This is a genomic window from Mucilaginibacter sp. SG538B (genome assembly GCF_013376065.1).
Lineage (GTDB): Bacteria > Bacteroidota > Bacteroidia > Sphingobacteriales > Sphingobacteriaceae > Mucilaginibacter > Mucilaginibacter rubeus.
The window spans coordinates 246,033-267,344 of record NZ_JABMJI010000001.1; the positions used below are offsets into that span (position 1 = coordinate 246,033).

20 protein-coding genes are annotated in these 21,312 nt (G+C 40.9%); 10 read left to right on the forward strand and 10 right to left on the reverse strand.

Translation table 11 applies throughout. From position 1 onward, the window contains the following. Positions 1 to 5: 5 nt before the first annotated feature. The 7 genes from FHW88_RS00920 to FHW88_RS00950 form a co-directional block, all read right to left on the reverse strand. Complete coding sequence (locus FHW88_RS00920) at positions 6 to 1,349, reverse strand: acetylxylan esterase (protein ID WP_176622441.1); 1,344 nt, start codon at positions 1,347 to 1,349, stop codon at positions 6 to 8. Positions 1,350 to 1,356: 7 nt separating this feature from the next. Next, positions 1,357 to 2,589, reverse strand: a complete 1,233-nt coding sequence (locus tag FHW88_RS00925) for an acyltransferase family protein (RefSeq protein WP_176622443.1) — start codon at positions 2,587 to 2,589, stop codon at positions 1,357 to 1,359. 406 nt (positions 2,590 to 2,995) lie between these two features. Further along, positions 2,996 to 3,946 carry a TIGR01212 family radical SAM protein gene (locus FHW88_RS00930; protein ID WP_176622445.1) on the reverse strand — a complete coding sequence of 317 codons (951 nt, stop codon included), beginning with the start codon at positions 3,944 to 3,946 and terminating at the stop codon, positions 2,996 to 2,998. A gap of 477 nt (positions 3,947 to 4,423) precedes the next feature. Beyond that, positions 4,424 to 5,215 (reverse strand): DUF5995 family protein, encoded by a 792-nt coding sequence (locus FHW88_RS00935; protein WP_176622447.1) that lies wholly within the window; start codon positions 5,213 to 5,215, stop codon positions 4,424 to 4,426. 66 nt (positions 5,216 to 5,281) lie between these two features. Continuing rightward, positions 5,282 to 6,028 (reverse strand): sulfite exporter TauE/SafE family protein, encoded by a 747-nt coding sequence (locus FHW88_RS00940; protein WP_090533953.1) that lies wholly within the window; start codon positions 6,026 to 6,028, stop codon positions 5,282 to 5,284. Between the two features lie 72 nt (positions 6,029 to 6,100). Beyond that, positions 6,101 to 6,583 (reverse strand): DoxX family protein, encoded by a 483-nt coding sequence (locus FHW88_RS00945; RefSeq protein ID WP_090533951.1) that lies wholly within the window; start codon positions 6,581 to 6,583, stop codon positions 6,101 to 6,103. Between the two features lie 200 nt (positions 6,584 to 6,783). After that, positions 6,784 to 7,176, reverse strand: a complete 393-nt coding sequence (locus FHW88_RS00950) for a hypothetical protein (RefSeq protein WP_139160060.1) — start codon at positions 7,174 to 7,176, stop codon at positions 6,784 to 6,786. An 885-nt stretch (positions 7,177 to 8,061) separates the two neighbouring features. On the opposite strand from FHW88_RS00950, the gene FHW88_RS00955 reads away from it, so the two are divergent. Next, on the forward strand, positions 8,062 to 8,415 hold the full coding sequence (locus FHW88_RS00955; protein ID WP_176622449.1) for a hypothetical protein: 354 nt from the start codon (positions 8,062 to 8,064) through the stop codon (positions 8,413 to 8,415). Between the two features lie 110 nt (positions 8,416 to 8,525). Next, positions 8,526 to 11,201, forward strand: a complete 2,676-nt coding sequence (locus tag FHW88_RS00960; RefSeq protein ID WP_176622451.1) for an SIR2 family protein — start codon at positions 8,526 to 8,528, stop codon at positions 11,199 to 11,201. 97 nt (positions 11,202 to 11,298) lie between these two features. Here the strand turns inward: FHW88_RS00960 and FHW88_RS00965 are convergent, their stop codons facing one another. From FHW88_RS00965 to metK, 3 genes are all read right to left on the reverse strand, one after another. Next, on the reverse strand, positions 11,299 to 12,375 hold the full coding sequence (locus tag FHW88_RS00965) for an AAA family ATPase (protein WP_176622453.1): 1,077 nt from the start codon (positions 12,373 to 12,375) through the stop codon (positions 11,299 to 11,301). A gap of 720 nt (positions 12,376 to 13,095) precedes the next feature. After that, positions 13,096 to 13,614 carry a hypothetical protein gene (locus FHW88_RS00970; protein WP_176622455.1) on the reverse strand — a complete coding sequence of 173 codons (519 nt, stop codon included), beginning with the start codon at positions 13,612 to 13,614 and terminating at the stop codon, positions 13,096 to 13,098. Between the two features lie 454 nt (positions 13,615 to 14,068). Further along, positions 14,069 to 15,319, reverse strand: coding sequence for a methionine adenosyltransferase (metK, locus tag FHW88_RS00975; RefSeq protein WP_176622457.1), 1,251 nt, complete (start codon positions 15,317 to 15,319; stop codon positions 14,069 to 14,071). A gap of 217 nt (positions 15,320 to 15,536) precedes the next feature. On the opposite strand from metK, the gene FHW88_RS00980 reads away from it, so the two are divergent. From FHW88_RS00980 to FHW88_RS01015, 8 genes are all read left to right on the forward strand, one after another. Continuing rightward, positions 15,537 to 16,424, forward strand: coding sequence for a diacylglycerol/lipid kinase family protein (locus tag FHW88_RS00980; RefSeq protein ID WP_176622459.1), 888 nt, complete (start codon positions 15,537 to 15,539; stop codon positions 16,422 to 16,424). A gap of 5 nt (positions 16,425 to 16,429) precedes the next feature. Further along, complete coding sequence (locus FHW88_RS00985) at positions 16,430 to 16,765, forward strand: translation initiation factor (protein WP_090533932.1); 336 nt, start codon at positions 16,430 to 16,432, stop codon at positions 16,763 to 16,765. A 431-nt stretch (positions 16,766 to 17,196) separates the two neighbouring features. Continuing rightward, complete coding sequence (locus tag FHW88_RS00990) at positions 17,197 to 18,030, forward strand: MotA/TolQ/ExbB proton channel family protein (RefSeq protein ID WP_090533930.1); 834 nt, start codon at positions 17,197 to 17,199, stop codon at positions 18,028 to 18,030. Between the two features lie 87 nt (positions 18,031 to 18,117). Next, positions 18,118 to 18,741 carry an ExbD/TolR family protein gene (locus FHW88_RS00995; RefSeq protein WP_090533928.1) on the forward strand — a complete coding sequence of 208 codons (624 nt, stop codon included), beginning with the start codon at positions 18,118 to 18,120 and terminating at the stop codon, positions 18,739 to 18,741. Between the two features lie 6 nt (positions 18,742 to 18,747). Continuing rightward, positions 18,748 to 19,293 (forward strand): ExbD/TolR family protein, encoded by a 546-nt coding sequence (locus tag FHW88_RS01000; RefSeq protein WP_090533926.1) that lies wholly within the window; start codon positions 18,748 to 18,750, stop codon positions 19,291 to 19,293. A 40-nt stretch (positions 19,294 to 19,333) separates the two neighbouring features. Beyond that, the gene (locus FHW88_RS01005) at positions 19,334 to 20,164 is read left to right on the forward strand and encodes an energy transducer TonB (RefSeq protein ID WP_090533925.1); all 831 of its coding nucleotides are present in this window, start codon (positions 19,334 to 19,336) and stop codon (positions 20,162 to 20,164) included. 3 nt (positions 20,165 to 20,167) lie between these two features. Then, a complete protein-coding gene (locus FHW88_RS01010) occupies positions 20,168 to 20,398 on the forward strand; it encodes a hypothetical protein (protein WP_090533924.1) in 231 nt (76 codons plus the stop codon). Further along, positions 20,388 to 21,308 (forward strand): PstS family phosphate ABC transporter substrate-binding protein, encoded by a 921-nt coding sequence (locus tag FHW88_RS01015; RefSeq protein ID WP_176622461.1) that lies wholly within the window; start codon positions 20,388 to 20,390, stop codon positions 21,306 to 21,308. Before FHW88_RS01010 ends, FHW88_RS01015 begins: the two co-directional genes overlap by 11 nt. The last annotated feature ends 4 nt before the right edge of the window (positions 21,309 to 21,312 follow it).

A 21,312-nucleotide genomic window follows, 5' to 3' on the forward strand; every position in this document is an offset into this window, starting at 1 on the left:
TCGTTTTAAAATAAACCAAAGGTGTCGCGCATCCAACGGCCTTCATAATCCTTATATACCTGGCTTACCTCGTGCCCAAGGTTTTTAAATACCATTAAGTGCTTATCGCCATGCATCGAATTGAACACCGCATAACCATTGCCTGGTGGTACATATGGGTCCAAAAGGCCTAAGCCCAAAATAGTAGGGCATTTTATGGTTGTTACAAAGTTTTTGGTATCGTAATAGTCAAGGTTGTTGAGTACCTGGTTAAATGTTACGCCAGGCTTACTTAAAACATATTTTTTAATGTCGTTAATGGGCCATTCAACGGTGCCAACCAGGTTCCGGATATCGCTCATGATAGGATTTTGTGCCGAGCAAAGTGTAACCCTATGATCAAGGCCGGCAAGTGCAAGCGATAAATAACCGCCCATACTACCGCCGGTTGCCAGGATCTGATCGTGTCTTAAATTGGGCTGCGCGTAAATAAAATCAACAGCGCGTACACAATCCATAATTACGCCGCGCATCACATATTTGTTTTTATCTTCAATATGATAGGAGATAAAGGCATCCCGCTCGGTGTGGATCACATCGCGACTGGTACCTTGTCCGCGCGTGTTTAGGGTGATGATCACGAGGTCGGGGTCATCACCTACAATGGGATATAGCTTTACCTGGTAGCCGGGCAAACCCAGCAGTACCGAAAATTTCTTGTTTTTATTTTTGCTGATAGGTACCGTCATGTAACCGCGGATGGTAAGGTTATCCAGCGATTTCATCTCTATTTCGTAAACCTTGCGGTTTCCGGTGTTCATGGATGGTGCTTCGGTAATTTTGTAGTTGGGTTTTACCTTTGCCAGCTCATCTTTAGCGGTTTGCCAAAACTGGTCAAAATCGGCCGGCCTGGCATATTGTGATCTGATTTCCTCCGGCCTGATCCCAAAAGCGCGGCGAGTGGTATCGTCATAATCGCTCACATTGATCATCATGTTAACCTTGTAAAAACCTGTTTTTAGGTTGGGTACCTCAAAATCATATTTGGAAGTGCTTTTTTTGCCCAGGTTTACCGGCTTTGACAGGGTTTTAACAATTTGCCCATTTTCGGTAGTGATATTGTATGATATGCTGCCTTCCTGGTTAGTATCATAAGTGTTTTTAATTTCAAAGCTGAACGAGGCTGTTGAACTGAATATACCATCCTTATTATTGATAGTTAATACCGTTGATACTTCATCATCACCACCGCTTTTGCCGGTATTCTCCGCCGGATCTTTTTCAGTTTCCTGGGCCATGGCCGGTAGGGCGGCACACCAGGTCAGTAAAGCGAAAGCAATAATCAGTAATTTGTTAGCGTTTTTTAACATGTTGTAATTAGGCTTTAATCTTAGCTGATTCATTTTCGGGATTACGTGCTTTGTTTTTAATCAGGAAATCAGACTTACGGATATAATGATTAAGTGGTTCTTCAATTAATTTAAACAACGTTATGGAAACGACATTTAAAACGATAAAGGCATACAAAAGGTTTAAGCTATCATACTCAAAAGGCGAATGCCAGTCGACACCCCATTTATCATAAAGCTCAAAAACATAATCGTTAAGACTGTTCATGCCCTGATGGATGAAATTGTACATAAAGCCTAAGTGGATCAGGTAAAATATGTAGGAGCTTTTGCCCAGCAGTTCAATAAAAGGGTGTGCTAAAAACTTTTTAAGGAGGGTAGTTTCGGTGAGCAGACCATAAAAGAAAATGGCAATCGAGGTAGCCAGCAGATAGTTATTAGTTATAATGCCCCAGGGATTATGCAAGCCTGCCTCATATCCTTTCGGGATGGTCAAGGTGGACATGATCCACACGCAAAAAAAGATCATGAAAAAACCCAGGTAAGTGAACTTCTTTTTGCTTGTACCCTCCAGTTTTTGTTTCCGAACAATAAGCGCCAGCTGAATGCCCGCGTAAAACTCAAAGCATCGGCCTAAAAAGGTGTACAGCATCATGAACGTAAAGTTGCCGAAGAAACCGAACCAGTTTACATGACTAAAGATGAATACAAGCAAAGCCCCTAAACCGGTAACCGCGATAGGCTGTATATAAAACTTTTTGTATTTAGTGGCGATAAGGAAAATAAATGGCGCCGAAAAGTAAAAACATTCTTCAACCGTGAGCGACCAGCCCTGTGCAATGCCTGTAAACTTAAACTGATCAAAAAAGCCGCGCACAAAAACGATATTCATGAAAAACATAACCACCGGGTTTTGCCCTGCCGTTACTGTTGGACTTTGCGTAAAATGATAAGCTATGAACGCCCCAATGGTAAGCAATGCATACATGGGATAGATGCGCGCCACCCGGTTTTTAAGGTATTGCAGAAACCAGGCTTTTGTTAATTTAAAACTATCAAAATAACGAAATGCGATCAAAAAGCCCGAAAGCACAAAGAAAATGGTAACCCCGATATGGAACTCGTTAAAGAAACGTTGCACAGAGTGGGGAAATTTCTCATCAAACACATAGGCAAAATGCGAAATGAAAACCAGGTAGGCCGCCATGGCCCTTACACCAGTTAATGCCGGGATATAATTGGATTGTGCTCTTTGTGACAAAATAGACGATTTTAACTTTCAGATCAATTTAATTATACGTAAATGTTTGCAAAAGGGATACCAATGTTTAGGAAGTAACAGCTAACAAGTGTGATATTTTAAGTTGCAGTGGCAGCTTTTAGTTGCAGAGAGAAGAGCATTGATTTGCTTATTCGTTAAACCTGAACCGGGATTTTGGGAGATTTGCCGGATTGATGGATTTTACCTGCAAATCCGAGTAATCTCTCGCCGTTGTTGGTGTTGTCACCAACAACTTCTATTTGTTCAATACATCATATTCTTAATTGCTTTACCATTGATAGCCGAGGGGTAAATGTTGTTGGTGACAACACCAACAACGGCAGACAAACCCTCGTTTTTTCTGAAAAACTACCACAGCATAAAAAATCCTGACAATCCTCAAATCCTATAAATCAAGGTTCAGACCACTTCCCTGCACCACGCCCTTGCTCAAAATCCTTTGATCAATATAATACTGGATCTCTGATTTTTTCAAACCCCAGTTGGGGGCGATGAGCAGTTCGCGGTCGCTGAGACCGAAGAGGCGCTGGATCACGATATCCGGGCGAACAAGCGGTAACAGCTCACACAGAAAATCGGCATATTCGTCAATACCAAACAGGTGAAATGGTTCGCGTTTGTATTTTACGCCCATTACCGAGCCTTCAACAATATGCAGGTGATGGAATTTTACAAACTTGATCTGTTTAAAACGGTTGATCTCGTCGGCATATTTCAGCATCATTTCTTTAGTTTCCCAGGGGAAACCGAAAATAGTATGCACGCAGATATCCAGTTTCGAGTTTTCGACCAGGCTCAGGGCTTTCACTAGTTCTTCGTGGCTGCAGCCCCGGTTGATCTGGTTTAGGGTTTCGTTATAGATGCTTTCCATACCCATTTCCAAATCAACATCAAAACGATCGGTATAGCTTTCCAACAGCGCGATTTTTTCAGCATCGATACAATCGGGCCGGGTACCTACCGAAAGGCCTACAATATCTTCGGTACCGTAGCTCAGGGCTTCATCATAAAGCATTTTGAGGTAATGCGCCGGGGCATAGGTATTGGTATTGGGCTGAAAGTAAATAATAAACTTATCGGCCTTATTGCCTTTACGGGCGCGTTCCATGCCCTCCTCAACCTGCTGTCTTACAGTAGGGGCGTTGCGGCTAACCGAAGGGGTAAAGGAATCAACATTACAATAAGTGCAACCGCCGTAACCCTTCGAGCCATCGCGGTTGGGGCAGGTAAAACCACCATCAACAATTACTTTAAACACGCGATGGCCTTTGTATTTTTCCTTAAGCCATGGTCCGTAATTGTTATAGCCTTTTTCCCAGGTTGTTATTGTTTGCATTTATGATTTCACCGATTTTTGGATGAAGGCACCAATTAACAGCTGCTTTCATCGATCAGGGGGCAAAGATAATGAATTTTGATGAGGGAGAGTTTATTGTTAGGAAGGCTTATATAGTACGTTATCGACTTTATATTTAATTGACTGCCCGACGATACACAATATTAATTATTATTGTATTATAAATAATCTAAATTCCAAAGCGTGTTACACATAGGCTCAACGCTCGAAACAATTGGTTTACTTGGTGTATACCTGTGTAATATTCCGCTATATATTTATAAAATACTGCGTGCAGTGCTTACAGGGCAACATCTTCCCAGCTATCGGTATCTCTTTTATATACCTCAATGGCTTAACAATTATGTGAAGTTTTTTGGTGGAGGAATGCTGGTATTGTTTTTTGTGCTGATCGCAATTTACAAATAGGATCTCCCACCTCTTCTTGCAATTTAGCGTTTACCCAGCGCTAAACATCTAATTCACCTTTAAATAAGTCTTTTTATAAGTACTCAAAATCTCTGTTATTTTGGATGGATCACGTTTTTCAAACAGGTGAATGATCCATACGGTAATACGCAGCATCCCAACCGGGTTAACAATGCCTAAACCCAACTTGTTGATGTCATTATCCCTGCTGGCTATCTGCTTAGGATAAGCATCCCCGGTACGGGTAAACAGGTCTTCGGCAAAGCACCAGGCGCCGTCGCGGGCGTTGCTAAGCGCAAACTGGATGAGGATAGAATTATTTTGCGCATGCAGGCCAGCTAATGACAGCAGCGGCGAGATCCGGTTCAACTCGCTGATCACCTCGTAGGTAAGCGCCGATAGTATAGTATTGATGGAATTAAAATCATTATGAACTTCGGTTAGCGGCTGGTTGAGCTTGTTGGCTACTTCAACAACGGCAACACCCAAATCAAGGTTGATATGCGCGTTCATGCCGATGAGCAGATGCTGTAATACCAGCTTTGATGATTTACTAAAGATACCGAACGCCAGTTGCCAGCAGTTGGAGCAAGGCTGCTTTTGTTGCCAGCTGCGATAGGCCTTGATGTACCTGTTGGCGAAGATTACGTCCAGTTGTTCCATGCGGGCAGGGTTTTCAAACTCACCGTTTTGGATGCCTTCCCTTACCTTGCAGGTAACCTTATGGTACAGGGCCGCGAAATACCCCGCCCTGCTGTCGTTTTTTATAGCGTCGGCAATAATAGCCTCTAACTGTTCAATAATCTGGTTAATAGTTTGGGCTGGTGCAATAGGTTCCATAGCAGGCAGATAAGTCCAGGTAAATTATTTATTTTAAAGATAGGTTTTTTGTTGATGGCTTGTACATCAGGTTTTTATGTTGAACAGGCAAAATACAATTAAAAATAGCCCGATAAGCAGTAAACCCCAATATACATACCTGAAAAATGAAGCGCTATTTAGCTTGTGATTAAGATATCGTCCTAAAAAAATCGCGGGGAAAACAGCCGGTAGCGACATGATAAAATATTTCAATACTTCCCCGATAATTAGCCCTTTAAAAATATAGCCTGCTACACCAATTAAGCTTGCCGGTAAAAAGTATCCCTGAAGTGTTGCCCTGAAATTTTGAGCGCTCCATTTGCGCATGTTACCATAAACAACCAGCGGCGGCCCGTTAACGCCATAGGCCCCTCCCAAAACGCCCGAGAGAAACCCACAGATAAACAACCATAATTTACTATCATGATTAAGCTTAAAGCTGTTTTTGCCAAACATGGCATATAACGAGTAAAGGATGATGAGGGCACCCAGCCCTGTTTTTACCCAAAACTCGTTGCCATATATTAAAATCAGCAAGCCGATGGGGATGCCTGGTATAGCAAAAATGATAAGCCATTTCGCGCTGTTAAACTGGATGCTGCTATGATCCTGTATCACCACTACCAGCGCAATCAAAACAGAAATGAGTACCGAAAGCGGAACGGCAACGCCAAGAGGGATAAATATGCTTAGTAGTGGTACAGCAACCAGCGACTCGCCAAAACCAAAGGTCGATCGCACCAGTGTTGCAATAAAACTTATAATAAAAATGTAAAGAAAAACAGTGTACATATCAATGTGTATTAAACCTATTGATCATTTGCCGGGGAGGCTTAATGATCAATAGGTTGTTATTAATTTTTATTACGACTTAGTTGTGCCTCGTTTCGACGACAGAATGGAATCGACAGAGAATATACCGCCTCCCGAGATCAGCAGCGAGATTAGTCCGGCGATATACAATAAATTGATCTCATATCCCGGCGGCCCGAAAACCGGCCCGTTGGGAGTTAAACCAATGGTTTTTACCGAACTGAAACCATAATGAATTTGAATACCGAACATGGCTACAAGCATAATGCCGATAAGTGGCAAGGCGGTTAAGCTTACCATAAACCCGGCAAACATGGCCAGGCCGCCAACCAGTTCTGTTAAGGTTGACATCCACGCCATAGCATGCGGGAAAGGGACATGTATCTGGGCCAGCAGGTTTCCGAAGGCTTCCGGACCTTTAATTAATTTTGCCCAGCCATGTGCCATAAAGCCGAAGCCGATAGTCAGCCGCAGAAACAGGGGAGCTGATTGCCGGTAATTTTTACCGGTTATTGAAAAAATATGTTTGATCATGATTTAAAAAAATGATATGCAATGATCATTTAGGCCGTGTATACAGATGCCGCTGCAGATAGCAACATCAATAACAGAAAAGCCGGTGATCATTAAAAAATTGAATACAAAGAGCCGTAAGGCGTTAGTGGACAATGCTTAATTTAAACGCACAACGTAATTGTTGCGTGGCGAGAAGCATAAAATGGGGCAGGAAAGGTTCAGATCAATAACGACCTGTTTGCCAAATAAAGCGGGATGGGATTTAAACCCCGGGCAGCGGGGTAGGGGTATAAAACAACAAGCCTTTTTAACGGGGCTATGCTCCCAAAAAATGCTGCCGCAACAACAATTGCCAGGAGCAAGGGGATTGTTGTTTTTGATACAACTTCCTGGTATGGTATAATTTTATCGCCGCTATTGTATGCGTTACATACGTCATCAACAATAGCTTTGATATCGCGCGGGGCCTTTTGCTCTTTATTTTGAGACGAATGGCTGGCGAGCGAACACAAAGTATTCCTTACCGGGCAGTAGCCAAGCACCAGGAAAATCACCATCATCATCAAACTTAGTGATGAACGTATGGGCTTAATGTTTTTTCCGCGTATCATGCTTTGGCCTTTAACAATGTTTTTGGCGTAATGGTTAAACAGGTATCGCAAAGATAATATGTTTTAAAGAACGGTATTGTAACAAGATAATGCACAACAGGAGGAGATTAAATTAAAACCAGGCCGCGTGAGATATGCGTGGCTGCGTTTTGAAAGCTAACAAAGGTAAAATTCAGGACTTTTTGCCAAAAGCGATGAGCTTGATAACATGCATAACACGGCAGCAAACGCTAAAGATTTATATAAAACGCCGAATACGCTGTATTTTACTGCACAAATAATGGTAAAGTTATTTTGATTTTGTTGCGTGTTGGGCCTTATTGCTAATAATATCCTAATTTTTTAACCTGAAAGAAATAATAATTGTAAAAGTGCCTCCCTTGTATCAAAAAACGATTATTTAATAAAACTATAGCCAGTTTTATACGTACTAATTATTGTATTAATTAATTATTCACCTAAAATTAAACACTATGATTACGTTATTATTGGCATTAAGCGCAAGTGCATTATGCGGTTTTTTTGTTGCGCACAGTACAAAGGAAAATGAATGTTAAATGTAATAGGCTAAACGGGGTAATTATGTGAAAAGGCTGATCAGAGATGATTAGCCTTTTTTTGTTGGATAATAATCTTGAACGCTGGTACATGCGTGCCGCGTGTATCCTGGCTGCAAGTATGTACTATTTATAAAAACTCAATATCAATTAAACTTTATCATCCGCATAATCGATAACAAAGCCGACTTGTTATGAATGTAATCAGCTTTCGTTCAATTATTGCTGTATTCCAATATGATTACCTTTTTTTGTTTGTTGATATTATAAGTATTCTCTGTTATTTTAATTATAATTTTTATAAATTTATAACCCCTAAATAATAAAAATGGAGATTGCTTTGAGTGCCATGCTTTTAACACGTCTTAAAAGCACAGTTTTAAAAAAAAAGAAAATAATGTTTCTTATCGGGTCAGGTTGTAGCTTGCCTGAAATAACGAATGGGCCCGGTGTTCCATCGGCTCAGGAAATTGTTAACGATATTAAACAAATCTTTGTTGAAAATGGTGACTCTGAGGTTTATGATGAGTTCTTTGAAACAATCCAAGGTGATATCAATGATTATCAAAAAGCAACCCAAGCTTTGGTTCAAGGGTTTGGACAAGATGAAGTTAATAATGTAATTATTAAGGCGGTATTGAAATCACGTATTACAATAAAGTATATACCGAATCTACCATAGCTGATTTAAGTGTAATAGAAGATGATTTAGATGGTTGGCACATAAATGCTGGCTTCAGTTCTCTTAGTAACCTTATATCAAAAAAGCCTGAAAGTTTTAGTAGATTAATATTGACAACCAATTTTGATCCTCTAATTGAGGTTGCCGTAAGGCGCCATAAAATTAATACAAATACAATATTTCTTGATGGAGATGCAAGATTTATGAACTCTATTGCATCAAACCATCAAATGCAGATAGTTCATTTACATGGCTTTTGGAGGCAAGGTGATACTTTGCATACGACAAAACAATTGCAGCATAGCCGACCTTTATTAAAAGGTGACTTAAAAAAGGCATTGTCTGATGTTACACTTGTTGTTCTTGGTTATGGTGGGTGGAGTGATGTTTTTACTAAGACTCTTTTGGATTTAGTAAATGATTCTGACCTAAGCATTGATATTCTTTGGACCTTTTATAGTGCAGATGAACAAATAATAAAGTCAAACAATGCAGAGCTATTGGAATGTTTTCGGAAGTTCCCAAATTCCAGGGTTCAATTTTATAAAGGAGTTGATTTCAATGTATTTTTACCCAAGCTTGAGGCTGCTCTTATTAGTGAAGAGGAAAAGGGGAGTAAATATGCAATAAAGGCAAAAGAAGTAGTCGAGGAACAAACTGACAAAGAACGAGTTTTATTGGGCACTAAGACAAAGGAAAAGTTTGATAAATATCAATGTGATAATCCTCCTGTTAATCTTTTTTGGATTGGAAGACACGAAGAAACCAATTTGTTGAAAGAAAATAATTTTAAAGCCTCTTTTATAACAGGAATTGGAGGTCAAGGGAAATCCGGATTAGCATCCAATTTTGTTAAAAATGTTATCCAAAATGACCTCTCCTACGCATTTTGGGATTGGAGAGACTGTAAAGAAGAAGATCACAGATTATTATCTATTATTATTTCATTAGTTGAAAGGATATCTAATGGTTCAATTGAAATCAAAACTTTAGTAAATGAAACAATTGAAAAAGTAATCGATCTGTTTTTTGACATTTTAAATGATCATAAAGGCGTCTTTGTTTTTGATAACGTAGATCATTATATAGACTTAGCTAACTTTTATCCGTCGAAAGGTCTTAAATATTTATTTGATGAGTCGTTAAAAAGAGATCATAACTCAAAATTTATTTTTACTTGTCGGCCTGCAATAGATTTTTCAAATATTCATTTTTTAAACATTCAATTACAGCCATTTAAAATAGATGAAACGATAGAGCTATTTAAAAATTATTCAACTCAAATAAAGCAACGCGATTTAATCTTTATTGCGGAGCAGGCTCATCAGACCACTTCTGGTCACACACTTTGGTTAAATCTAATTGCAGCTCAATTATCAAAAGGGAAGGAATTAGTATTACAAATTATTGACGATATCAAGTTGTCAAAATCTGAAAATTCTGCAAATCCATCCGGTACTTTGGCATTTAATACGCTTAATATAGTTTGGAAACATCTAAATGCTCGGCAACAATCATTTATGCGGGGAATGGCCGAAACTGTTACAGCTGAAACAGAAATTCATTTAAGACAGATTATGTCTGATTTGAATGAAAATCATTTTAACAAAGCTTTTAAAGCACTTAAGAATTTGAATTTGATTGTTACTAAGACATCTGTTACGGGAAAGAATTTGTATGAACTTCATCCATTGGTAAAAGAATACATGGTTAGAAAATATAACAAAAGTGAAAGATCCGTTTTTATTGGAATGTGGGTAAGGCTTTATGATCAGATCATCATGTTATTTAAAGAAGGTTTAACTCATGATTCTCCTTACATTCATTTTCAAAATTACTTAAACAAAATTGAATTGTTAATTAACGATGAAAAGTATGAAAAAGCTTTAATAGCATTACATGAGGTGTACGAGCCATTACTGAGTGCGGGTTATGCGGAAGATTTTCAAAGAGTTGCAACGAGGTTTTTTATAGAAATAGAATTTGAAACAGCGGTAGCAAATGATATACCTTATTTTTTTGAGCAATTTCAGATTTTTATTAGAACGTTGACCGAAGTCGGAAAATACAGTGAAGCAGAATCTTTTTTAAATAAATATAAAAGAGTAATTCCTTTTAAAGGGGTACAATATTTAGAGCTTAATCATTTATATGCATATCATTATTGGTATAAAAACGAACTTGATAAGGCTATCGAATATGCTCAGATAGCCTTGGATATGGTTGCTGCAACAAATATTAATTCTGGATGGGATATTAACCACACTTACGCTTTAGCACTAAGGGATACGAAAGTTACAGATAAAGTTGAATCTGCTCTGAAAATATTTTTAAGTGGTGAAACTTATGATGATTTAATAAATGGTAAAAATCCTAATGATAAATTTAGTGGTTCATTTTGGGGAAATATAGGAAGATGCTTGTTTTTTCAATCGAAATACTCAGAAGCCCTCCACTTTTATAAAAAGTCTTATTTAGCATTAAATGAAGAAAATTATTCTAATGCAATTTTAAATCGAGGCTACGCCTGTCTTTGGATTACTGAAACAAGTCTGATGCTTAACGACTACGATAGTGCTTGCTCGTTTTACGTACAATGCCTTAGGTATTGGCAAAAGACGGCTCCAATTAAGAGACAGGATACAATAAGTGAATTATACCCCAAGTTAAGTCATTTAGAGTCTCAACTTTCAGATATCGAAAATCTTTCCGAGTGGAGCTTAATTAAGAAATGTAAGGAGTTTTGTGAGCAAGGTACAAGTTTGATTGAGTTAAAAATAGCTTAGTTAATTGCTGCTAAACACGCAATAACGAAACAGAGACTTGCATAAAACCCACAAGCGAGGGCGCTTGCGGGAGCATACACAGAAGAGAAATTCCTTCCTATCCCCCCGCCACCCCCAACACCCTGTTCACCGCCGATAAACTCATCTCCAACCGACCGGCAATCTGTCTTTGGCTCAAACCCTGTTTATGGAGCGAAAGTACATCTGCGGCCCGGCGTTGCCGTTCTACCTGGCTGTAGCGGCGCAGGTGTTTAACCTCGTTATCGGTATGGGAAAATACGAACTGTAAAAAGCCATTTTGCCTTTCCAGCCGGCCGAGGCATACGTTATGGCTGCCGTACATTTCGGCGGTGCTGCGTTGTTTTACCTGCTTGAGGTAGCGGTAGCCGGGCAGGGTCTGACTTTCGGCCATGGCGAAAGCGCTGTCGGCAAAGTTGATGAGCATTTTGCTGCCCTGCAGGTCGTTGCGGGTTATGGGCAGTGAAGGGTTGCGTTTAGGGGTGTGGGCCAGCACCAGGATGCTGAGGCCATGCCGGGTTTTAAGCAGTTTGAGCTGTTTCATGAGCGAGAGCGCCTGGCTGCTGCGTTCGGTACCATTGCGCAGGCAGGTAATATTATCAATAATGAGCACCCTGGCATCGGTACGCTTAATAGCGCGACTAAGCGCGTGGGTAATAAACTCATCAAAAGTTTTAAAATCTTGCGGCAGGCCGGTCATCTGGTCAAACTCGCCGCGATAAAAATTTTCGTGAAAGGTGTGGGTGGCGCTGCCGTCGGTATAGCGCTGTTCAAATTGTTTGCCGGTGAGTTCAAAATCAATGTAGAGGACCGGGCAGGGTTCGGCATCCATTTTAAAAGGCGTGATGGCTTTGCCGCGGGTAATGCTGTCGCCCAGTTGTACGGCCAGTAAACTTTTGCCCATATTGGTATCGGCAAACAAGATACACAGTTCACCTTCAAGCCAAAACTCGCCAAACAGCATCCGGGGCGTTTGGCGTTCGCGTTCCATGGCCATCCATGTACTGGCCTGGTGAATAATAAAAGCATCGGGAATGATAGCGTCAGGGTCATAAACCCTCGGGCGGATCCCTCTTTTAGCGTCTCTTCGCGCCGCCTCGCGCACATCAGCGCGGATCATTTCTACAACCAGTGGTCGTCCATTTTTTTGAATCATGGTGTTATGTCGTTGATAAATTAATGCTCAGTGTTTAGGGCAAAGTCGTAAGTCCCGGGTAAAGCGGCATAAGTGTTCAAAAGAAATAAAAAAAGCGAAGGATTGCGCGATTCCCCTCTTGAGAGGGGGGGAGGGGTGTGTTACTCTACGCGCGACTTATCGCTTGTATAACACACCCCTGCTCCCGCTTTTTCCAACGCGCCCCCTCTCGAGAGGGGAGTTTGATGCGTTCAAGCTGAATTAACCATAAGTTAACGGCTATGCTCCCAGCGGAGGGAATTAAAAACCTTCCGAACACTTACGGCATAACCCCGACTTATGGCTTCGGACTTAGAAATGTTGACTTAATGTCCCGGGAAATTTTCATAAGCCCCTCTCCTTTGGAGAGGGTTGTGTGAGGGGCAAATTTAGCTGTAGGTTTTTGCAATATTGGTGACGCTGTGTTGTCAGTACCTTTCGGTAAAATGGAGGGTTCAAATAAAAATCCCCAAAAAACGGCAAAAAATACATGAAAAATACAAGGCGAAAAACGCGTTTAACCGCTGCTTTAATGAGCGGTTAAATTTACTGGTAAAAAGCTTTAATTGTTGATAATCAAATATTTAACTAAGTTTCACCAAAAATGCTAAATAGTTGATTATTAAGGTGTTTTATTAAAAGCTGTTTCGCGTTTCGGCTCTCAAAAAATGGAACACTTGTGATTTTTAAAAAAAGAACCTATCAGGAAATTTCATTTTTTTTTCGGGAATCAAAAAAATGGGACACCTCATTTGTTACAATTCCGGGGTGCAGGTTAAACACGACTTTAACTTGCAGTACCATACTTATAACAAGGCAAACCAACCATGCCGCAAACCATTTAAGCGATAGCCGGGTATTTACAACGGCCTTAAAAAAGAATATGGTCATTACCAGCAAGGCTAAAGCCATGGCGCAGGTGAATTGCTGCCAGCTGCTTACAGGTAAATATCTGAACGCATAAACAGAAAACATGGCGCAGCTGCCCGCCAGGCTGGCAAAGCTCATTCGCCTGATGAAGACCCATTTATTGGTTTCGAGCAGGATGATAGCCGCTATAACCATGACTACCCATTTACTGCATGCAACAACGTTGGATAACAATATGGCCTCGGGCGTAACCACATAGCCAAACTTTTGTTCAATGAACCATGCGGTTATCATGACTGATGCGGCAAAGTTTATGATGGCGGTTATGGCGTTTCGGGTGTTAGCAGGCATTTAAATTGGGCTCGGGGATTTTGGGTGATAAATGTATGTATTTATAATTTAATTAGGAAAGCGGGAGTTTGGTTCGAATGGTGTTGTTTTTGTCAGCAGGAAAGCTTTGGGCGAAACCGGGCAGAACAATGCGGGGGGTTGCGGGTACGGAAGGGCATAGCAAGTTTTTGCAGAAGCAATGGCTGGAGGGAGCGAAGCAGGGCAAAATAATTGCAGCCCGTGGTTCTGGCTGGTTTGCAGGGTAAAGGCCCGTGCGAAAAAAAGCCTCCCTGCTGACTTGATGTTTGGCTACTTTGCATCTAAGGTAAAGTAACAGCCCCGGCGGTAACTGAGCGGGCCAATGATTTTTGTTATTACTAAAGTACTTTCCTGTCTTATAAACAGGATGGCCCCAAAACAACAATAGCGACAGGTAAGACCGTCGCTATTGCATATATTATATAGGTGTAATTAATTACAACCCGAAGGCTGCTTTAACCTGGTCAACATGATCAAGCTTTTCCCAGGTGAACAGTTCAACCTGGCGCTCCAGCTTGCTGCCGTCGTGGCCAACAAAAGTTTTGGTAACTATTTCGTTAGGCCTGCCGAAATGGCCGTAAACCGCGGTTTCGCTGTAAATAGGGTTACGCAGTTTAAAGCGGGTTTCAATGGCGTATGGGGTCATATTGAAAATGCCTTCTACTTTTTTGGCAATGTCGCCGTCGTGCAGGTCGACCTTGGCGGTGCCGTAAGTGTTTACGTAGATACCCATTGGTTGCGCAACGCCGATAGCGTATGATACCTGTACAAGCACTTCATCGCACAAACCGGCGGCAACCAGGTTTTTAGCGATGTGGCGGGTAGCGTAAGCAGCCGAGCGGTCGACCTTTGAAGGGTCTTTACCAGAGAAAGCGCCGCCACCATGTGCACCTTTACCACCGTAGGTATCCACAATAATTTTGCGGCCGGTTAAGCCGGTATCGCCATGCGGCCCGCCGATAACAAATTTACCGGTTGGGTTAATGTGGTACTTAATATCGTCGTTAAAGAAATGGGCGTATTTAGGATATTTAGCTTTAACACGCGGGATCAGGATACTGATGATATCGGCGCTGATTTTGGCAAGCATGGCCGGTTCATCGTCAAAATCATCGTGTTGAGTTGATATAACGATGGCATCAATACGCTGCGGTTTGTTGTCGTCGCTGTACTCAAGCGTAACCTGCGATTTTGCATCCGGGCGGAGGTATTTGATCTCATTGTTTTCGCGGCGGATGGCTGCAAGCTCAATTAATAAAGCGTGGGCTATATCAAGGGCAAGCGGCATATAGTTGTCGGTTTCAACAGTGGCATAGCCAAACATCATGCCCTGGTCGCCGGCGCCCTGCTCTTCTTTGGCGGTGCGGTCGACCCCCTGGTTAATATCGGGCGATTGTTCGTGGATAGCCGATAGCACACCGCATGAACTGCCGTCAAACATATATTCGCCTTTGGTGTACCCGATCCTGTTGATCACCTCGCGGGCAATCTTCTGTACGTCGAGATAGGCTTTTGATTTTACTTCGCCGGCTAAAAAAACCTGGCCTGTGGTTACCAGCGTTTCGCAGGCAACTTTCGATTCGGCATCAAATGCTAAAAAATGATCAATCAGCGCGTCCGAGATCTGATCGGCCACTTTATCCGGGTGACCTTCTGATACAGACTCTGAAGTAAATAAATATGACATAAAATTTAAATAAGTAAAGTAAAAATCGACTGGGAGGGTTTTAAGACGGATCGGGCGGTAAAAAGAAGCATGGTTTTAGCACTTTTTTACGTGGTTGCAATCCGGCTCCGGTGTAAAAAGGAGCATTAAATCAGTCCACATTCGGGCGGTAAAAATAAAACAAATTTCACAAAGCCGAAAATACATTTACTTTTGAAGATTGAAATAATATATATAGTTGAAACGGAAAGCGTTATTTATAATAAACCCAATTTCGGGGGGGAAGAAGAAGGACGGGGTGCCTGAACTGATTAAAGATACTATTGATGCCGGTGTAATGGAGCCGGTTATCGCTTTTAGTGACGGCGTGGCACATGCAAGGGTTATCGCATCCGAAGCCATTGGCAAATTTGATATAGTGGTTGCAGTTGGGGGTGATGGTACAGTTAATGAAGTAGCATCGGCCATTGTGGATACAGATACGTCGCTTGGCATAGTGCCATTTGGCTCGGGCAACGGGCTTTCGAGGTTTTTAGGGATCCCTATGGATACACGGGATGCTATTAAAAACCTTGCCTCGGGCCGTACCGAAATTATTGATTCGGCCAGGATTAACGGGCAACCGTTTTTTAATATGGCAGGCATGGGGTTTGACGCCCACATCAGCGAGATCTTTTCGCATGGTAAAAAGCGCGGTTTTATCAGCTATATAAAATCGTCGATAAAAGAGGTGGTTGGCTACCAGCCGCAAAACTATCACCTGGATATTGACGGAAAGAAATATGATTATAAGGCATTTATGCTCAGTATAGCCAATTCTTCTCAATATGGCAATAATGTGCATATATCGCCCAAAGCAAGCCTGCAGGATGGTTTGCTGGATGTTTGCGTGATAAAGCCTTTTCCGTTGTGGAGGTTTCCGGAGATGAGCATGCGCATGCTGATTAAAGCAACCGAAAGCTCAAAATACGTAGAAATTATCCGCGGTAAGCAAATCCTGATAAAAAGGGAGCATACCGGCCCTATTCACCTGGATGGTGAACCGCAAGTGGCGGGTACGGGCATAGATATTACTATATTGCCAAAATCATTAAGGGTTATAGTTGGCCCGTCATTTAAAAATTGATCAATATGGCTAAGAAAAATTTTACAGGCGTAGTTTACTCAACCGACCCTGATTTTCAATACCAGGAAAACGGCGGGGGAGGGGCCGAAACATTGCCGCCACAGCAGCAAAATCTCAAAATATATCTTGACCGTAAAGGAGGCAGCAAACTGGTTACCCGCATTGCCGGGTTTATTAGTGCCGATGCTGACCTGGAAGCTTTGGGAAAAAAGCTAAAATCGAAATGCGGGGTTGGAGGTTCGGTTAAAGATGGCGAAATACTGATCCAGGGCGATTTCCGTGATAAAATACTGGTATTATTACAAACCGACGGGTATAAAGCTAAAAAAGCCGGCGGGTGATCTGAAAAAATAAACAATTATAAACCGGTAGTTTAACAGACTTATTTAAAAGATGCGCTTTTAAACAAAATGTACAACTATCTGTTACAAAGCTTGCATCATAGTTAAAAGGTACAGATACCTTTTATAAACTTAAAAAAAACGGGCTATTTTAGCTTGGTAACACAAATTTTATGTGTTATCACTTGCTATTTTTAAAAAAAATGGTTTTCATTGCATATAATTGTGTTGGTAACACACAATAAAATTGTAATGTTGCGTTTATATTCACCAACAATACACAGAATGATATTCTGTATTAAAAAATTGTAAAGAATAACATAAATGGTTTTTTTAATTCAATAAAATTCTATTTTTGTTATTCCCAACAAACAGCGCATTTTAACTAACTTATAAAATAAACAAAAACAAAAACTAAAAATTCAAAAGTAATGGCAAACGCACCAACAAAACCAACTACTCCTGTTAAGAAAGAAAGCTCAAGTGCATCTGGCATGTTTGCTTCTTTAACCATTCCAATCTGTCTTATTGTTACAACCTGTATCTTTATATTCATTTTAGGCGATCCAAGCCACTTTAAAGGTGGTGATGTTAACGCTTACCCAACAGACATTTTCGGCACAGTTCACAGTGGTGGTGTTATCGTACCGGTGATCATGGGTTTCTTATTAATGGTTATCGTTTTCTCTATCGAGCGTTTCATCGTTATCAGCAAAGCTTCAGGTACTGGTAGTGTTGATAGCTTCGTAAGGAAAATCCAATCTCTTTTAAATGCCGGTAACATTGCAGGTGCTTCTGCAGAGTGCGACAAACAAAAAGGTTCTGTTGCTAACGTTATCAAATCAGCACTGAAAAAATACGGCGAAATGGAAGCTGAACCAAACCTTGACGTTGACCAAAAAACTTTAGCTATCCAAAAAGATATTGAAGAAGCTACAGCTTTGGAAATGCCAATGCTTGAGCAAAACTTAACTATCATCGCTACTTTGGTATCTATCGGTACATTAACCGGTCTGTTAGGTACGGTTGTGGGTATGATCAAAGCGTTCTCTTCATTAGCAACTGCCGGTGTACCTAACCAGGTTGAATTATCGGCTCACATTTCTGAAGCCTTGATCAACACTGCATTCGGTATCAGTACTTCAGCTATTTCAATTGTTATGTACAACGTATTTACATCAAAAATTGATAAGTTGACTTACGCTATTGACGAAACCGGATTTAGCATTGTACAAACATTTGCTTCATCTCACAAAAACAAATAAGAATATATTAGTGCTATGCCTCATGCACAATAAGTTAGGGGCAAGATAGTTAATACTGAAACACTATATATTTTTAAGAAATTTAACATGGCAAGGATAAAAGTTCCAAGAAAGAGCACCGCAATTGACATGACCGCTATGTGCGACGTGGCGTTTCTGCTGCTTACTTTCTTCATCATGACCGCAAAAGTAAAAACCGAGGATCCGGTACCTATTGATATACCAAAGTCTTCAATCCAGCAGCCAGTGCCTGAGTCTGATTTTGCTACAGTATCTGTAGGTGATCAAAAAGCTTTCTTTGGTGTTGAAGGTGTTGATATCCGTAAGGAAACTTTGAACCAGATGGGTTCAATATATCATATGACCTTTACCCCTGAAGAACAAACAAGGTTTTCTTCTATCAATTCATTTGGCGTACCAATGAACCAGTTGAAACAGTTTATCGCTTTATCTGCTGATCAGCAAAAGAAATATGCACAGCCGGGTATCCCGAGAGACTCTGTTTCGGCAGAGCTTACCAACTGGATTCGCCAGGCCCGTATAGCTACCAAAGCCTTACATAACAAGGAACTTCGTTTAGCTATTAAAGGTGATAGCAAAGAGGAATATCCGGTTATAAAGGATGTTATCGGTATTTTGCAAAAGCAAAAAGTTAACAAGTTTAGTTTAATTACGGATTTGGGCAGCGCCGGTGGTGCTCCAAAAAAATAAAAGACCATGGCAGAATTAGATACCTCCGGGGGAGGCAAACATAAAGGCGGTAAGGTTCGCAGTAAGAAGCAATCAACCCGTGTAGATTTAACCGCGATGGTTGACCTGGCTTTCTTGTTGATCACCTTCTTCATCATGACCACTACACTCGCTAAACCAAAAGCGATGGACTTGGCCATGCCTGATAAGGATGAAAAAACAAAAGATCAGATGGATATTGCCGCTTCTCGTTCGATGACCATTTTATTGGGAAGCGACGATAAATTGGAGTGGTACATCGGCGAGCCGGGAAAATCAGCGCCCACAATTGACAATTTTGGCCCTAACGGGTTACGTAAAACGTTAATTGAAAAAAGCAAAGAAGTACAGCAAAAAACAGGCAAATACATGTTTGTTGTGATTAAACCAAGCGATAAATCAAAATATAAAAATATGGTTAGCACGCTTGATGAGATCAATATCGCCAATATCCAAAGCTATGGTATCGTTGATATTTCAGCACCGGAGATTGAGTTGCTTAAAAAAGACGGCTTGTACAACGATAATAAATAATATTAAATAACGTTATAAACTTCCATTAAAGCCTTAACAGATGTTAGGATCAAAATTAGACATACTAAAGCAGGAATGGATCGACGTTGTTTTTAGTAATCGTAATAAAGCCTATGGCGCTTACGAGCTAAGGAAAGAGAATTCAAAAAACACCAGCAGGTCGTTGATCATTGCTATTGTGGTTTTTGTATTTATAGTTTCTTTGCCAACTATCATCAACAAGATCAAAGGTCTTATCCCAGCGAAAGACGAAAAAGTGAAGATAACAGACGTGGTTCTGTTGCCTCCGCCACCGGTTGACCAAACCAAAAAACCACCTCCGCCGCCACCTGAACCGCCAAAACCAAAGGTAGACCAGGTACGTTTCCCTCCTCCGGTTGTAAAACCAGATAACGAGGTTAAGGAGAAAGATCCACCAACAGTAAAAGAGCTTGCTGTTGCTGATCCTGGTCAAAAAGACCAAAAAGGTGATCCTAACGCCGACATTAGAATTGATGAGCCGGTAGGTAACTCAGACGTTAAGCAGGTTGTGGAAGCCGATCCTAACCAGATCTTTACTTCTGTTGAGCAAGTTCCTGAATTTGCCGGCGGTTTGGAGAAATTTGGTCAGTATTTGAGCAAAAATATCAGGTATCCGGCCGTAGCCCGCGAAAACAATACACAAGGACGTGTAATTTGTACATTCGTTGTGGAAAAGGATGGTTCTTTAACCGATATAAAGGTTGTAAGAGGCATCGGTAGTGGCTGCGACGAAGAAGCAGTTCGTGTATTGAAAAATTCACCAAAATGGAAACCGGGTATACAAAACGGTCGTCCGGTTCGTGTACAATACAGTGTTCCAATCAGCTTTACTTTAGCATCTGAAGAATAAGTAATGCCATTTAATTACAATAAAGAGCAAAAATCGCCCAAAAGGCGGTTTTTGCTTATTTTAGGAACTGCTGCATTTATTTGCTTTGTGGTTTTAGGTCTCATGATCATGTTTTGGGACGCGCTCCCGCTGCAACTGCAACATTATCAACGTTTACTTTTCGGTGCGTTTATTATAGGATATGCGATTTTGAGGTTTTCGAGATTGTTTAAGAAGGATCAGTATGAAGATTAAATTAGGGGTTGTATATGTATTGGTTTTAATTGTTTTAATAGCCGGTTTACAGGCTTGTAAGCAAAAACAAGTAAAATCCGTACCAACCGACAGCTTCAACGCCGGAAGAGCAACTTTCGTAGCCGATGAATCTTTTTCGCCTATAGTAGCACAGGAAGAATATGTTTACAGAAGCCGGTACCCCAACGCCGACCCTGTATTTATTTATAAAACAGAAAACCAGGCTGTAAATATGTTGTTAAACGACAGTGTTAGGCTTGCGGTGTTATCGCGCAGGCTTGATACCGCGGAGCGTAATATAATAACGCGCCGTACGTTGAGTGTTGAGGAAGTACCTTTTGCGGTTGATGCAATTACATTAATAGTTAATAAGTCGTCAAATGATACCGCTATTACTATCGCTCAATTAAAAAAGGAGCTTAAAGGCGAGGGGAACGGAAATAAAACTATAGTTTTTGACAACCCGAACTCAAGTTTGGTAAGGTATTTGAAGGATTTCTCTGGTAATAAGGAGTTTAAGCAGAAAAATATATACGCGCTTAAATCAAATATAGAGGTTATTAAGTATGTAAGCGAACATCCTGACGCATTAGGCATTATAGGCTTTAGCTGGATTAATAACCCGGAAAAAGAGTATGCGGATTATGTTGAAAAAGTGAAAGTTGTAGGGGTTAGAGATGAAGGAAACAAACAGTATCCTAATGAATATTTTAAACCTTCGCAAGAATCACTTGTCTTAAAACAGTATCCCTTGAGCAGGAGTTTATATTTGATCAATTGCTCGAGTAAGAATGGTTTGGCAGCGGGATTTGTTACGTTCCTGGCCAGTGATGTGGGGCAACGGATAATACTGAAATCGGGTTTACTGCCTGATTCAATTCCCCCGAGAGAGATAATTTTAAAAAAGTAAACTA